Source organism: Cellulosilyticum sp. WCF-2 (genome assembly GCF_003990395.1).
Lineage (GTDB): Bacteria > Bacillota > Clostridia > Lachnospirales > Cellulosilyticaceae > Cellulosilyticum > Cellulosilyticum lentocellum.
In genome coordinates, this window is the sequence record NZ_CP034675.1 from 1,564,277 (window position 1) to 1,581,143 (window position 16,867).

General features: G+C 35.3%; 10 protein-coding genes. 7 read left to right on the forward strand and 3 right to left on the reverse strand.

What is annotated here, in order from left to right:
- Positions 1-33: 33 nt before the first annotated feature.
- Both EKH84_RS06770 and EKH84_RS06775 read left to right on the forward strand, forming a co-directional pair.
- Positions 34-720, forward strand: a complete 687-nt coding sequence (locus tag EKH84_RS06770) for a response regulator transcription factor (RefSeq protein ID WP_127065704.1) — start codon at positions 34-36, stop codon at positions 718-720.
- Complete coding sequence (locus tag EKH84_RS06775; protein WP_127065705.1) at positions 717-1,637, forward strand: sensor histidine kinase; 921 nt, start codon at positions 717-719, stop codon at positions 1,635-1,637. Before EKH84_RS06770 ends, EKH84_RS06775 begins: the two co-directional genes overlap by 4 nt.
- A 56-nt stretch (positions 1,638-1,693) precedes the next feature.
- On the opposite strand, the gene EKH84_RS06780 is transcribed toward EKH84_RS06775, so the two are convergent.
- Positions 1,694-3,598 carry a glycoside hydrolase family 9 protein gene (locus EKH84_RS06780; protein WP_127065706.1) on the reverse strand — a complete coding sequence of 635 codons (1,905 nt, stop codon included), beginning with the start codon at positions 3,596-3,598 and terminating at the stop codon, positions 1,694-1,696.
- Between the two features lie 731 nt (positions 3,599-4,329).
- On the opposite strand from EKH84_RS06780, the gene EKH84_RS06785 reads away from it, so the two are divergent.
- A complete protein-coding gene (locus tag EKH84_RS06785; RefSeq protein ID WP_190283516.1) occupies positions 4,330-5,607 on the forward strand; it encodes an HAD-IA family hydrolase in 1,278 nt (425 codons plus the stop codon).
- Between the two features lie 116 nt (positions 5,608-5,723).
- Here the strand turns inward: EKH84_RS06785 and EKH84_RS06790 are convergent, their stop codons facing one another.
- On the reverse strand, positions 5,724-6,080 hold the full coding sequence (locus tag EKH84_RS06790) for a DUF1622 domain-containing protein (protein WP_013655719.1): 357 nt from the start codon (positions 6,078-6,080) through the stop codon (positions 5,724-5,726).
- Positions 6,081-6,488: 408 nt separating this feature from the next.
- Here EKH84_RS06790 and EKH84_RS06795 point away from each other — a divergent pair, with 408 nt between their 5' ends.
- Entirely contained in the window at positions 6,489-10,943 is a 4,455-nt protein-coding gene (locus EKH84_RS06795; RefSeq protein ID WP_127065708.1) for a copper amine oxidase N-terminal domain-containing protein, read from the forward strand.
- Positions 10,944-11,165: 222 nt separating this feature from the next.
- Positions 11,166-12,032: a shikimate dehydrogenase gene (gene aroE / locus EKH84_RS06800; RefSeq protein WP_127065709.1), complete on the forward strand. Its 867-nt coding sequence runs from the start codon at positions 11,166-11,168 to the stop codon at positions 12,030-12,032.
- 67 nt (positions 12,033-12,099) lie between these two features.
- Here the strand turns inward: aroE and EKH84_RS06805 are convergent, their stop codons facing one another.
- A complete protein-coding gene (locus EKH84_RS06805) occupies positions 12,100-14,025 on the reverse strand; it encodes a pectate lyase family protein (RefSeq protein ID WP_127065710.1) in 1,926 nt (641 codons plus the stop codon).
- Between the two features lie 451 nt (positions 14,026-14,476).
- On the opposite strand from EKH84_RS06805, the gene EKH84_RS06810 reads away from it, so the two are divergent.
- Both EKH84_RS06810 and EKH84_RS06815 read left to right on the forward strand, forming a co-directional pair.
- Positions 14,477-15,496 (forward strand): LacI family DNA-binding transcriptional regulator, encoded by a 1,020-nt coding sequence (locus tag EKH84_RS06810; protein WP_243118649.1) that lies wholly within the window; start codon positions 14,477-14,479, stop codon positions 15,494-15,496.
- A 24-nt stretch (positions 15,497-15,520) separates the two neighbouring features.
- The gene (locus EKH84_RS06815; protein ID WP_127065712.1) at positions 15,521-16,792 is read left to right on the forward strand and encodes a sugar ABC transporter substrate-binding protein; all 1,272 of its coding nucleotides are present in this window, start codon (positions 15,521-15,523) and stop codon (positions 16,790-16,792) included.
- Positions 16,793-16,867: the final 75 nt, after the last annotated feature.

Here is a 16,867-nt window from a genome sequence, read left to right on the forward strand (position 1 = left end):
TAATGATCGTCAGTCGTTAAAGGGAGAAGTAGCATGAAAAACATTCTTATTGTAGAAGATGATTTAGCCTTATCCAGAGGAATTGCTCTAGCTATGCAGCAACTAGGCTATGAAATGTCTGAAGCTTCGGATTTAAGAATAGCTAGGCATAAGCTGAGTCTTAAGCCTTTTGACCTAATCCTTTTAGACATTAATCTGCCTGATGGAAGCGGCCTAGAGCTTTGTAAAGAAATAAGAGAAAAATTCAGTTCAGCTGTTATTTTTATTACAGCCAATGACTTAGAGATGGATGAGGTAGTAGGATTAGAGGCAGGGGCAGATGATTATATTACCAAGCCTTTTAGCTTAGCGGTGCTTCGTGCTAGAATACAAGCAGTTTTGCGAAGAAAAGAACAGGTAGATAAGAAAATCATTTGTTTAGGGAACTTTAGTTTTGATTTTGATGCCATGACCTTTTTAAAAGGGGATGTAGCGTTGGCTTTAAGTAAAACAGAGCAACGCTTACTTAGATTACTAGTAATGAATAGGGGACGAATCCTTTCCAGAGAGGATCTATTGGAGCGCATCTGGGATGGCGGCGAATTTGTAGATGAAAATGCGCTTTCAGTAACAGTTCGCAGGCTCAGAGAAAAATTAGAAGATAATCCTGCAAAGCCTCAATATATCAAAACCATTTATGGTATTGGCTATACCTGGGTGATAAGGAGTGAGGCAGAATGAAGCTATTAGTCATTATCATGATAATAGTTTGTTTAATAGCATTAGTATGTATCATTATAGGTATACGAGCTTATAAAGAAGCTAATAGAACTATGCAGGGATTAGAGAAGATGTTAGAGCTTGTTATTAAAGATGAGTTTAAAGAAAGTAGCTTTAATGAATCTAGGCAATCAAGATTAGAAGCAAAACTAGCAGAATTTCTCACAAGTAGCCAGCTATCTCAGCAAAGTATTAAAGTACAGCATCAGCATATTAAAAGCTTAATCTCTGATATTTCACATCAAACCAAGACGCCTATTGCTAATCTATTACTTTATAGTGAGCTTTTAAAAGAGAAGGAATTGACAGAAGAAGCAAGTGAGTTAGTGACACAAATAAGCTTTCAAAGCGAAAAATTAGATTTTCTTATACGCTCCTTAGTGAAACTCTCTCGTCTTGAGAATGGCATCATTACCGTAACGCCAGCAACCAATAACCTGGCGCCGCTTATTAATAAGGTATTAGAGGAAGCAAAAGCAAAACTAGAGGAGAAGAAGATAAAACTTCAATGGGAGCCAAGTGAGGGAAGAGATATAGCAAGCTTTGATGGTAAATGGACGCAAGAAGTGTTTGCTAATCTATTAGACAATGCCATTAAGTATACGGTTGAGGAAGGTAGCATTACTATTAAGATCAGTGAATATGAGATGTTTTGTAGAGTTGATTTTATAGATACAGGAATAGGTATTACAGAAGAAGAGTTGGCTCTTATTTTTAAACGCTTTTACAGAAGTCCTAGAGTTGCAAAAAAAGAGGGAGTAGGGATAGGCTTATACTTAGCTAGAGAAATTGTATTGGCAGAGGGCGGTTACATAAAGGTGACTTCAGACGTAGGAAGAGGAAGCTGCTTTTCTGTATTTTTACCGAAAAGTAGATAATAAGATACAAATAGAGCCGAACGATTTGTTCGGCTCTATTTGCATTTTATCTATCATTATTTAATTAATGTACCGTTGTAATAAACTTCATAGCCTTTATCAACTAGATTTTCATAGCCAGACCAATCACTTTGAGCAAAGCGAACACCTAAATTAAGTGAACCAGAGTTTGGTGCCATGCTATAGGTAGTATCAAAAGTGATTTCTAGATAACCATCTTTAAAAGTACCTTTTACTCCAGAAGAAAGGTTCACATACCATGGAGATACATTAAGCTGAAGACCTGCACTATCACACCAGAAGCTTTGACTCTTTGTACTTGTTTTGGTGTAGTAGTAGCGAATAGTGAGCTTAGAAAGATCAAGATTTTGACTACCTATAGAGGTGATAGCATATTGTTGATTGACAGAGCTACCTAACTGCGTAGTAACACTAACCTTAGGAATAACACCTTCTGTAGGAGTAGGCGTTGGTGTAGGCGTTGGTGTAGGAGTAGGCGTTGGTGTAGGAGTAGGTGTAGGAGTAGGAGTAGGAGTAGGTGTTGGTGTAGGAGTAGGTGTTGGTGTAGGAACTGGTCCGTCCTGATTGGAGGCTAAACCTGCAAGTGCACCAACGAGCCCAGCATTATAATCAATACCTACTTCTGTATAAACATAATCATTACCATTGTCACTATATTGGTCGTTAGAGTTAGGACCACCCACTAATGCACCTGTAAGTACATGTTTGGCAGGTTTTAAGTTACCGCTATCTGCATAGGTATAACCATTAGCTGCTCTATGATGTGGATAGAGCGGGTATTTAGAGCCGTAGCCAACCATGTAAGACATATTATTAGGATTCTTACCAAGAATATAATTGATTTGAGTAGTAGCTAAGGACTTAGCAGCAGTATCTCCTGTTAAATCATAGTACTGAAGGGCAATCATAGACTCAGCCGCAGAATATCTGAGTACTCCCCAGTTATTTAAGTATTTTAATCCACCAGGTGTGGTTGGAACACTGTTATACCAGTAATTTAAATTATGTTTAATGGCATCTAAATAAACCGAGTTATTAGTTAGCTTATAGAGCTGAATAGTAGCAGGACTGAGCATATTGTCCCAGCACATAGTCCATTCATCTTTTGCAATTCCGGTAGAGGTTTTCATATAATTTTCAGCATCGTTAAGATAAGCTGAATCACCAGTGATTTGATATAACCAAGTAGCAGCCCAAGCTAAATCATCTTTGTAACTACTAGAAGTATAGAAGCTTTGGCCTTGACTAGTACCTGGTTTAACTTTAGCTAAGGTATAAAGTGATTTGGCAGCAGCTAAACAGCGATCAGCATAAGCTGAATCAATGTCTTTATAGTTAAGATACATTAAGCTAAGTGCAGCGGAAGCTTCACCGGCAACATCTGAACCAGCATTATTCGCATCTACCTTAAACATAGTAGAGCGGTCACCTTGAGCTTCAGGGGCACCCCAATAACTATGATCGGCATTACCATCTCCTACTTGATAATAGAAAACATTTGCATTAGGATGAGATTTTAATAGATAATCTGTAAAATGTTTAAGCGTTTGTAATGCTTTTTCTGTAGCACCCGCTTTATCAAAGCCATCCTTGTATTCATAAAAACTCCAACCAAGTACACTTGCTGCGTAACCTTGAGTGATGCCAAATTTAACATGGTCACCACAGTCATGATAACCACCATTTAAATCAAGGCCTACATCTTTGCCATCATTAACATGGCAGGCACCACGCCAGTCAAAGGCATTATTAGTACCAGCTTCTTTACCACATTTATTGGCATCATAGAATTGGATACCATACTTTAATGCGGTTAAATAGTCATAATCAGTAGCAGCTTGAGTTGGATTGAAGTTACCTAGTAGTGAGAATATAGAGCCAAAAACGGTGCAACCTGTAAGTAAAGCCACATTTCTTTTCATGTGAGTACGTTTTTTCATACTCTGTTCCTCCTTAGAATTTTGGATTTAGATTTAACAAATTATTTCTAAAAGTGATAAGACGTGATGTCTAAGACAATACAAATTATACTATAAAGAGATTAATTGTCAGAAAAATAGGGGCAAGTTGTAAGAAAAATTGGCATATGTTGAAAGCGATAATCTTATTAAGAGCTCAATAAATCTGTGTTACTGGGGAAATACACTATTAATAATTTGTTTAAAAATTTGAATTATAGATTTATTGTATCTCGATTATGAGAATTTGAATAGATAACAATGATTTATATCATATAAATTAGCACGCTAAAAAGGAGTGTTGCGAACTAGTTACCTAGTTTTGCAACACTCCTTTTCAATCTAGAACTTTGTTATCCATTTATTCAAGCTTAAACATAGTTTTTCTAGAACACTATGTTTAAAAGAAGTTCTTATATTTACTAAAATGTCAAAAAATTTGGTCATCTAATTGAAAATTATACTATAACAAGTTATGCTATAAATAGTAATATTTTTACATAATCACAGAAAGGGATGTGACATGAGGACATACAAGTTTTATACCTATGGTATACCTATGTCAGTGGATAAGGAGAGGGGTGCTACAAGGACATCACTTTATTAGGAGATAAAGTAAAAATACAATTAGCACCTAACCTAACAATATAAGAATTAGGTTTATTAGTGTTAGTAGTGGTATAGAAGAGATGAATTTAAGGGGGAAGGCCAGAATGATAATTATATTTGATTTGGACGGGACTTTATTTCAAACAGCATTATGCGATATTGCAGCTGTAAATCACTTGTTTGATGAGTTAGCGATAGAAAAAGTAGATGATACGGTAATAACATATAATATTGGGAAAAAAACTTTTGAGTTTTTAACAAACATACTGCCTCCTCATATAAAACAGCAAGATGTGTATGATCGTTTTCGTGAATTAGAGCAGAAAGAAGTAAGAGAAAATGGCATATTATTCCCAAATGTTATAGAGCTGCTTGAAGAACTTGTATCGAAGGGACATACACTTATTATTTGTTCAAACGGAAGCTCAGAATATATTGAACTTGTACTAAAAAAGACAGGAATAACTAAATATTTTTCTAATATATATAGCGCAAAAGAGGCTAACAATAAAGGAGAGGTTATAAGAAAAATATTAGACAATAATTCCTCAGCAGTTGTTATAGGAGATACTCTATCAGATATAGAGGCAGCTGCGGAAAATAATATTCCATCTATAGCTGCTATGTATGGTTATGGCAATATAAATGAATTGGGGGCGGCTACGTATATTATACAGAATGTTACAGACATCATCGGATATGTAAATCGAATAGAAATCTTTTATACCATAACAGACCGAAGTATACGAAAAGGCAAAAAGGTAATAGGTATTAACGGTGTAGATACATCGGGAAAAACAGTATTTACAAAAGCATATTCTAAGTTTCTTTCAAGTTTAAAAATCAAGAATACGATTATACATATTGATGACTACCATAATCCTGCTGAATTGCGTTGTAAGGGAGATAATGAAATAGAAGCTTATTATCATAATGCTTTTAACTATGACCAAGTTATTGATGAAATTTTAGGTCCATTGAATAAGTTGGGCTCTATTGACAAAGATATTTTGTGTTTAAATTTAGATACTAATAAATACGAAAATTTTATTCATTACAATATAGATGAAAATACCATTGTACTAATAGAGGGGGTGCTTTTGTTTAGAGAACCATTGCTCAAATATTTGGATACAACTGTATTTTTGCATATTGATTTTGATGAAGTATTAAGGCGGATGCAGGTAAGGGATGTCCCGAAATATGGAGAAGGATTTATAAAAAAATATACAAATAAGTATATACCAGTACAGAGGAAGTATCTTGAAGAATACAGACCTGAGCAAAGAAGTGATATTGTGATTAATAATCAGGATTATTTTAATCCAAGATTAGGCGCATATTGTGAAGGAAAGGATGATATTTACAACAATAGAAAATAAAGCTTATTTCAATTCAGAACTTTTTTCTCATAATCTTGCTTTACCTAATGCTGCAATACCAAATATTTGTTTAATCTATTTACCACCAGAGTAAAGTGAAAAACTGGCCATCAAGGTCAGTTTTTTTGTTTGGAGTTATATTCGGGAGCATTTTCGGCGTTATCTTGTTTGATTTCCCAGTAGATGATAAGCGTGATAAGAATACGAAGGAGGACAATGGCTCCAAGGATAGCGATTTCTTGAAGGCTTCTAACTAATACCGTTTTTAAAATCTCAGCAGCGAGTTTGAATTCTAAGGCCATAGCCATGGCTTCAGCAAATTGGTATTTGACAGGGTAATGTTCTTTCAAAAGCAAGGATTTTACGTATTGGTAAAAGGCTTTAAAGGCACCGATAGTAATAACGGTAATTCCCATTAGTTCGAGGAGATGAATAGGAAGAGGAAGATAGCGAATGATTAATTCTTCTAACATAAGAGCCCCCTTTTAGATTTGAAATTATTATTTCTCGAATACGAGCAAAATATAAAGGATTAAAAATTCACTCTAATAAATCATTAAAGGCTGATGCAGTTTTTCTGTTCCATGACAAATAAGTAGATGGATATAGGTTGAGATGAATAAATAAAAATAAGACAATATAAAAATTTAACAAAAAATATCATAAAAACGTTAAAAAGTTAAAAAATATCATAAAATTAATTTGCGTTATGGTGTAATATATAATTAAAATTATTAAAATAATTATTAAATTAGGTAATAATTATAATTATTATACAAAATTAAACTAGAAGGTCCTAATTACTTATTTGAGTAAAACTACATACATCCGTATGTAATGATACTAATATACATAATTAAATTATTGAAAGGGGATCTATTATGAGTAAGAAGGTAAAGAATCAGGTAGTAGCATGGGTTCTGAGTGTGATCATGTTAACCTTAGGGTTACCATTAAATGCAACGATGTTATTGCAAGAAGAACCAGTAGATACGAGCATCCAGGTATTTAATGATAGTATGATGCCAACGACTACAGAGAGCAGCATAAAAATACTGAATGCTAGTGATTTAGAAAATGCTAAGTTAGCAGCAGATAAGGTGGCTGGGGACTTTACAATTAAAGCAGCAGCTGGCAAAGAGGTAGATATTGATGGCAGTAGTTATATGAGTGAGTATTATCATAGCTTTAGCAAACGTATTAAGCTAAATGGTACCGGAAATGCTGCAGCGCGTACTATTGAGTTTACAACAACGGGATCAGCTACTGTTCAAGTATTTGCTTTAAGTGGCAGTTCTTCTACAGATAGGACATTAGGTATTTATGATGAAGCAGATAATCAGGTAACTACACTAAAAGCAGTAGGTAAAAGCAGTGATTCAGATGGAAAATTGCCTATGAGTGAAGCAACTATTGATGCGGCAGGTACCTATAATATCCGTTCAACTGGTAGTGGAATCAATATTTATTATGTAAAAGTAATACAAGGAACTGTAGAAACAGTTACTTTTGCAGATGGTACTAAGCCTTCTGTTGTAAGTGCAGTGCAAGATACTGTTGATCAAAGAAAAGTGAATGTTACAGTATCTGGTACACTTCCAAATGCTGAGACAGATAAAATATGGGTAAAGATTTATGATAGTTCTAATAAGCTAACAACGAGTAAATTACTTGACAATCTAGAAGCAGATGGAACAGGCATTGCTGCTTTAACCCTGGAAAAATCAGGGGATTACACAATAGTGGCAGAAGCTATTCGTGAGGGATGTAAAACAAGCTATAGCAGTGATATATTTGCACTGAATGATTTTGTTGTACCATTAGGTGATGTTAAGATTACGAATGTCAAAACGACAGCTATTGAAGCACCAACAAATGCTACTTTAACAATAGATTGGGATGATGCACTCAATGCAGAAACCTATGATGTGGAAGTTAAGGATACAGCCAATAATCTTTTTGAAAAAAAGGATTTAAAAGTATCGACTTGTGACATCTTGGGTCTTACAGTAGGTGAAACCTATACAATTAAGGTAACTGCTTATGGTAGTGGTCAATCTAAGTCGGCTACAACAATTAAAAAGGTGGCAGCTAGCGTAGAAAGATTTTTAGGCGGTTTAGTAGGTTCAGGTGCTTCTGGAACCATCACTGAAAATAGTGACGGTTCTATTACCTTAGATGCTAGAGCTGTCGGTGGTAATACTGGAGGTAAGCTAGCAGATAGTGAAGATGGGTTCTTATACTATTATACAGAAATCAATCCAGAAACAGAAAACTTTACTTTAACAGCTACTTTCAGAGTAGATGACTCTGGTAGTAAAGATAATCAATCAGGTTTTGGTGTAATGGCTATTGATACAATGGTGCTTGGAGATAGTAGTGCACGTTACTTTAACTCAGCGGGTGCTATGTTTAGAAAGTATGTGAAAACAGTAGATGGCACACTCATTAATGGTTATGGTATTCCAGGAGGTTATTTTGTAACAGGTTATACAGCGGGACCAACTGTTGCAAACTCAGCGAGAAAGACGATTGATACAGAGCCATTTGATTGGGAATTTAAGAAAGACTATACAACAGCAACTAATTCAAATCCACCTAAGTTTGAAGATGGGGAAGTGTATACTTTAACACTTAGAAAGAGTAATACTGGTTTCCATGCATATATGAGTAATGACAAAACGAATGAAGTGATTTGCTATGAGCCAGAACTTTTATTGAAACAAGATAGTAGTAAATATTATGTAGGTATGTGTGCAAGCCGTAAAATTATGGTGACTGTACTTGATTATAGCTTTACAACTATTCATCCAAGTGCAGATGAGCCAAAGGAAGAAAGACCATTAAAATATGTAACACCAACAGTTAGTCTAGATTCTACAACAACAACGTCTAATAAAAACTATGAAGCTGCTTTTAAAGCTAATGTAGTAGGAACAATTGATATTAAAGATGCAGCAGGAAATGTAGTGGCTTCTAAGGTTGTACTTGATCCTAGAGAGGCAAGCACCTTTAGAGCGGTAGCTCCAGTGAAATTATCAGGAGAAACAAATCAATTTACAGCTATATTTACTCCAGCAGATAAATTAGGTCAAGGAGAATTATTAGCAGATAATGAGGAACTTAGTTCCTATGAGTCTATTGAAATACCTTTTAGCATAACTTACAAACAATATGGAACAAGTGAAAATGCCATTTATGTAAGAGCAAATGGCTCAGCATCTAACCAAGGGACAAAAGCCAGTCCTTTAGATGTACAAACAGCTGTTAACTTTGCACAGCCAGGTCAAGAGATTGTTCTTTTGGATGGTACCTATAAATTAACAAAGGGTATTAATATTGCTAGAGGTAACAATGGTACAAAGGAAGAGCCTATTGTATTAATGTCAGAGCCGGGTAAACGAGTTGTTTTTGATTTATCAAACTGCAGCACAAATGGTATTACAGTAAATGGTAACTACTGGCATATTTATAATATTGAGCTTATGAATTCACCAAATGCTAAACGTCCGGTACAAGTGAGTGGACATTATAATACGATTGAAAAACTTTTAATTCATGATAATGCAGATACAGGCCTTCAAATTAGTGGTAGTGCATATGAGCCAAACACTATGTGGCCATCCTATAACTTAATATTAAGCTGTGAGGTTTATAACAGCTGTGATGCGTTAGGGAATGATGCAGATGGTTTTGCAGCTAAATTAACCGCTGGAGAAGGTAATGTATTCCGCTATTGTATCGCACATCATAATATTGATGATGGTTGGGATTTATATGCGAAATCAACGACAGGACCAATTGGTACGGTGACGATTGAAAGCTCTGTAGCTTATGCAAATGGTACATTACTTGGTAATCTAAGTAAAACAGGTGAAGGTAATGGTTTCAAACTAGGTGGTGAAAGTATATCTGTACCACATGTATTAAAAAATAGTGTTTCTTTTGCAAACTTAAATAATGGTGTATTTAGTAATAGTAATCCAAGCTGTATGGTTTATAATACAACTTCTTATGGTAATGAAGGTAAGAATCTATTCTTTAATACGAATGCCAAAATAACAGATTGGGTATTAGAAAACTTTATATCCTATAAAGGAAATGATAGCGATACAATGGATCTTAAGGGTCAAGATTCATTAGCAGATAGAAGTAACTATATTAATGGAGTGAATACTGAAGGTACCTCTGTTGGTGATGACTGGTTTACCAATTTGGATACAACTATCGTTCCTACTATTGCAGAAGACGGAAGTATTGATATGAAAGGTCTTTTAGTATTAACAGCAAGTGCACCAGATGGTGTAGGAGCTGTATTAACTAAGAATCCAAATCCAACAGTAATAACCATTGGTAAAGAAATTGGTGGGACTAGTACAGGCGGAGGTTCAACAGGTGGCGGTTCATCAAGTGGAGGCTCCACAAATTCTAGTACAACAAAACCGATAGCAACAGTGATAGATAAAATTATAGAAGCACTTAAAGAGGGTAAAACACCAGTTATTAAAATAGATGGAAACAATGCGGTTCAATTAGTTGCAGAGGCAATAAGCGAGTTAATAGGTAGCCAAACAGGTATTGTTATTGAAGGAAATGGTGTAACCATTACCTTCAATGAGAAACTCATTAAAGAAATAACAAAGGAAGAAAAACTAAGTCTAACGATTAAAGCGCCAAGTCTATTAGCTAGTGAATTAGAAGCTATTAAAGCACAACTAAGTCAAGATGAAAATTTCAAGACACTTGCTGGTAGTGTAGCAACAATAGCTTTTGAAATGAATACAAATAAAAAAGTAGAAGTGATGAGTGAACCAGCTACACTGACCTTTGATTTATCAAAAGCTAATATTGAGAATGCTGATAAATTAACGCTTGTAAGATATGAAAAACAAGAAGATGGTACCTTTAAAGTTGTGAAATTGGGTGGTAACTATGATGCCAAAGCAAAAACTTTCATAGCTAAGGTAGACCAGGTAGGTAACTACGGCATTTTAGAGGCGCAAGAACTCTTTAAATTAAATCTAATTATTGGTAAAACAAGTTCAGAAGTAAATGGTAAAATAATTGTTAATGATGTTGCACCTATGATTGTAAAGGATACAACAATGGTACCTATCCGCTTTATTGTGGAAAATTTAGGTGCAGAAGTAAAATGGGATCATGAAGCCAAACAAGCAACTATTATTTTAAATGGTAAAACGCTAACATTAAGTAGTACAAATGGTATGCTGATTAAAGGTGCAAGAGCCTTAGTACCACTTAGATTTGTTTCAGAAACAGTAGGAGCTAATGTGCTTTGGTTACCTACAGAAAAAGCTATTGAGATTGTATATTAGGGTTGTATTTGTTATAAGATATAGAAGGTAAATGAGATAGGTCAATTTAAGAGCAGTTTCTTAAATTGACCTATTTTCTATATAGTATACCGTTTAAATTTTAGTTGATGAATATAATAGCTAAAAGAGTAGCCTGGATTGATTGTTTTTGGTGATAGAACCTTTTATAATAAAAATGAGATAAACAGGAAATTTGAGGAACATAGGAGAGGCGTGATTCGAATGAAAATAAGTGGAACTACCCAATTAGCATGTCTTTTAGGACATCCAGTAAGTCACAGTTTTTCACCTTATATACATAATTATTTAGCAGAGAAATGTGGGTTAGATATGCGTTATGTATGCTTTGATGTCGAGGAAGATCAAGTGGAGGCTGCTGTAAAGGGAATTAGAGCATTAGGTATAGTGGGGAGTAATGTAACGATTCCTTATAAGATTAAGGTAATGGATTATCTAGATGAGATTGATCCCAATGCAGCTATTATAGGAGCTGTTAATACAATTAAAAACGACAATGGAAAGCTTATTGGTTATAATACAGATGGTGTAGGCTTTGTAAAATCCGTTATAGAAGCAGGCCATACCTTAAAAGGGAAAACAGTTATGGTTCTAGGCGCAGGAGGTGCAAGTCGTGCGATTACCGTAGAGTTAGCAGCAGCTGGTGTAAATAAACTTATTATTTGTAATAACACCTTAGCAAAAGCCAAGCAGCTAGGGGAACAAATTAAAGAGCGTTTTACAAAAGTAAGTATTCAAATTGAATCACTCAATATGACTGAAAGTGATTTGCAAGGTGTGGATTTTTTAATTAATACAACGCCTGTAGGGATGAGTAAGCAAAAAGATTCTTGCCCAATAGATGAAGCTATTAGTCCACCAAAGGGATTGGTAGTATGTGATATTGTTTATACACCACATGATACTAAACTACTTTTATGGGCTAAAACCAATGGCTTGGAGGTAGTTCATGGCATAGGTATGCTCATCAATCAGGCTGTTCATAGCTTTTACTTATGGACAGGAAAAGAAGTAGCTGCATATGAGGAGATCTTGGCATTATTGGTAGAACAAGGCGTTATTAATCAATAAAATAACAAATAGAGAGGAAGCTCTCAAAAAAGGCAGAGACCATATAAAAAGTCTCTGCCTTTTTGTTTTAATAAAATGCAATGCTAGTCATTAAGGTATTGCTACCTGACTCGGCACCTGTAATCGTATAGGTGCCAGCTGTAAGTGCCATAGTTGTTGAGCCTGCTTCAGTCGTGACTGAGTTTGAAGTAGAGCCGCTGAAATTGATTTGGCCGTCAGTAGAAGAAACAGTAACCCCTTTACCAGTGGTCTCTATCTTAAGTGTACAAGATGAAGCTACTTTAAAAGTAATCGTATTATTACTTCTTAATTTAACACCAGTAGATTCTACACTTCTTACATTAAAAGTAATGTTATTAACAATGCATTCTGTTGCTGGAATGGTGGATTTATTAAGGTCATAAGTACCTAATGCAACACAATCTGAAATGTCGCCCGTATTATTATCACCATTATCAGTGCCACCATTATCAGTATCGCCATTGTCAGTGTCACCATTATCAGTGTCACCATTATTGTCGCCTGTATCAGGTGGAGTAGTAGAATCGGATATACTACCCTTCATTCTTCCAGCGTAGCTTAGAACCATTTCTTTAGCAGTATCAGCAGAATGAAGTACATAATCATTGACATAGAATTTACTTGCATTGGTATCGAAGTTGTTATAGGTTGAGCCGCCTTTATTCGCTGAGAAATTAATGATTTGGTCTCTAGATGCAGCTTCATAGTAATCTGTACCAGGAAGATAATTAGTACAGTTAACTAATTTGTTGCCATATGCTTTGATGGTGCCACCATTTTCGCTAGAGAAAGTTGTCCCACCATTACCTTGCATAGAAATAACCATTGGTTTGTTTGTATCTTCGAAATAGTTGTTTTCAGAGAAAATATTAGAGTTAACAGAAGCGCCAATACCATAGGTAGATACACCTTTGTAATAGTTATTATAAACATGAATATCAAAGTAACGTACGCGAGGTGTTCTAGAGCCGGTTCCATCAAAGAAGTTGTGATGGAAAGTAAGGCGATAAGTTGCATTTTCTTTTAAACCACATAAAGAGGTTTTTGCGCAACTGTCGTAATGGTTGTAAGACACTGTTACATAATCGGTATATTTAAAGTCTGTACCACCATCACCATGAGCTTTATCTGACTCAGAAGGATTATCTTGGTGACCGGTTCTAATGGTGTTGTTATGTACCCAAATTCTAGAACAGTTTGATTCAAACCCCATAGCATCTTCTGGATACCAGTAAAAATCAAGGTTTCTTACTTCTATATTGGAGCTTCGTTGGAAACAAAAACCCCATTTAGAAATATTAGCATCTGGTCCAATACCTTCGAGTGTTACATTATCAGCAGCTTTGACCTTAACCATATTCTCAGGATAGCTTGTAGCACCTTTAGGAACATTGATTGTACCGATAAAACGAACGATTAAAGGTGTTTTATCATTTTTCCTTGCAGATTCTGAAAGGATATTGGCAATGCCTGTGTAGCCGTTAAGTTGCACAGTATCTTTTGTTGCATCTGTTACATAAACAATATTGGCATTTGACTTAACAGTACCATCTTCGTTGTAGCCACCAGTAGTCATACCATTAAAGAAAGCATAACCAGAACGATCATAAGTAGCTGGTGTGACATTAAATTGTGCAGTTGCAGAAGTAACCTCAGCTCCAGATACGACAGGAACTACTTTGATGGTGTAGTTAGTATCACCTCTAAGACCTGGAATATCAACACGAGTACCTCGGATAAGCTCGTTATCTACTTGAGTGTAATCATTGGAAGAAGATTTGTAGTACACGTTGTAGCTAGATGCGCCGTTGTATTGTTCCCATTCAGCATAAGCAGACTCGAACCAAGCACCGCTACTTTTAAGGGTAATGCTAGAAGCAGCTAGAAGTGAAGAGGGAGAAATAGCCATGGCACTAATAGCTACAAAAACGGATAGTGAATAGTTGAAAATCTTTTTTAAACACTTTAACATTTTTTTTGCTCCTTTATTAAGAAATATGAAAATAAATTTGAATCTAAAAATATTATATAAAAATAAATGTAAACACGGAAGATATTAGCTTAAAATGTAGCGAAATAGGTGACGAAGTGTAAAAATAAATATAAAAAAGTAAGAGTACAAAAATAATTATTATAAAAGCGCAACGTAGGTGCAAAAATAGTGCGAAATGATTTAGACTAATCAGAAAAAAGGTGTGCTAATGTAAGTAAATAGAGGTAAAATTAAATTTGATAAAAAATTTAAAAAAGAATAATCGGTTGCGCAATGTTGCAAAGAAGTAAAATCAATGCATTGTGAAAAATGTTAAAAAATATACGAAAAAATAAGGTTTGAGTATATAAAATAGACATTGACAGTGCAAAAAATTGGTGATAATCTGAATATATAAACAACCGGTTGCTCAATGAAAGGAAGTGTATTTGTGGAAGATGCAAGTGTAAGTGAAGTATCTAAAAACCTTACTATTAGTGATATTGCTAGAGAGTTAGGCGTATCTAAAACAACTGTTTCCAGAGCTATATCAGGAAAAGGAAGGCTTAGTGAAGCTACCAGAAATCGTGTTCTACAATATATTCATGAACATGATTACAGACCTAATTTAATCGCAAAAAGTTTAGCGCAATCCAAAACCTTTAATATTGGGGTGGTGCTTCCGGCAGATACAAATCTAACAGAAATTCCTTTCTTTCAAAGCTGCTTAATGGGTATTTGTGATGTAGCGGCAAGCTTTGATTATGATGTAGTTGTTACAACGGCAACAGAAAATGATATTAGTTTGTTAAAAAGATTAATAAAAAATAATAAGGTAGATGGTATCGTTCTAACAAGACCAATAGTGAATGATAGATCTATCGACTATCTGAAGCAAACACACCTTCCTTTTGTAGTAGTAGGTTCTAGTGAAGAGGATGAGGTTATACAGATTGATAATAATCACATAGATGGGTGTTGTGAACTGACATCTGTCCTCATTAAATCTGGTTATACCACCATGGCCTTACTGGCAGGTAATCAGCGTCATATAGTTAATACAAATCGCTATAAAGGTTTCTTAAAAGCCTTTAAAGATAATGGCATACCTGTTAATGAAACACTTGTCTACACAGATATGACTAGCAATGTTCTGATTGATAGAGCAGTAGATACGATTATGAATAGGAAAGTAGATTGCATTGTATGTAGTGATGATATTATCTGTAGCAGAGTACTCACAAGACTTAATGAGACTGGGTACAGTGTGCCAAAGGATGTAAAGATTGCATCCTTTTATGACAGCGCTTACCTAGAAAATTATAATCCCCCAATTACCTCATTAAGGATTGATATTAAAACCTTGGGTATTGAAGCGGGCAAGTGTTTGATTAACCTCATTGCAGGTAAAGAAATAGTAAATAAAACCTTATTAGATTATGAAATAGTTTTAAAAAAATCAACCATGTAAAAATTTACGAGGAGGTATTTTAATATGAAACTTAAAAAGTTAGCTTTAGCAGCAGCAGTATGTGTGGCAGGTACAATGGGAGTAGGATGTAGTAGTAATGGGGGTAGTGAGGCAGCAGTTTCACCTGCAGCAAGTGAAGCACCAGCGGCAAGTACTGAGGCATCTACGCCAGCTGTCTCAACAGATCCAGTTACTTTAACAGTATGGGAATCAACAGCTGGACCTGATGAGTTCATTAAACAAGCAGGAGCAGCTTTTACAGAAAAATATCCTAATATTACAGTTGAATATGTGAATGTAGAATTAGGTGATACAACTACACAAATCGCATTAGATGGTCCAGCAGGGGTAGGACCAGATGTATTTGCAGCACCACATGATAAATTAGGGGAATTAGTAGCAGGTGGTCATGTACTTCCAACAGAAAATGCTGAAGAAGTTACAAAAACTGCATTAGCAGCATCTACATCAGCGCTTACATATGATGGTACTATGTATGGTTACCCAGTATCAGCAGAAACTTATGCTTTATTCTATAATAAAGACCTTATTGCTGAAGAAGAAGTACCAACTACATGGGAAGATTTAAAAGCGTTTAGTGAAAAATTCAATGCAGAACATAATAATCAATATGGTTTCATGATGGACGTACAAAATGGTTACTATACAATTATCTTTACAACAAGCCAAGATAACCGTATGTTTGGACCAGATGGAACAGATACAACCAATTCTAATATTAACTCAGCAGCTTCAGTAGAAGGAATGAAATTCTTCCAAAGCCTTAGAAGTGCATTAGACGTTCCTTCAGCTGACCTTACAACAGCAGCCTGTGATTCAGCATTTAGTAGTGGTAATGTAGCACTTTATATTACTGGTTTATGGAACGTAGCTACTTTTGAAGGTGCAGGACTTAACTTTGGAGTATCAGCACTTCCAAGTTTACCAGGCAATGATACACCATCAGCTTCTTTCTCAGGAACAAGAGCGATGTTCGTATCAGCTTATAGTGAACATCCAGTAGAAGCTAACTTATTCTCACAATTTTTAATGTCAGAAGAAATGCAAAAATTACGTTTTGACCTTACAGGGGCATTACCAGCAATCAATGTTGAAGTAGATAGTCCATATATCGAAGGTTTCTTAAAACAATTAGACTACGCTTTCCCAATGCCATCTATACCACAAATGAATGCATTCTGGGATGCTATGAAAGCTGCAAGTGCTAATATTTGGGACGGTGCAGACGTTCAAACTGAATTAGACGCTTGTAATGCAACTATCTTAGCCCAATAAGTGCTAGCCTAAAGATGAGGTGTACAGAGGAATCTGTGCACCTTTTTAATAAAGGAAATACATAAAGAGGGGTGA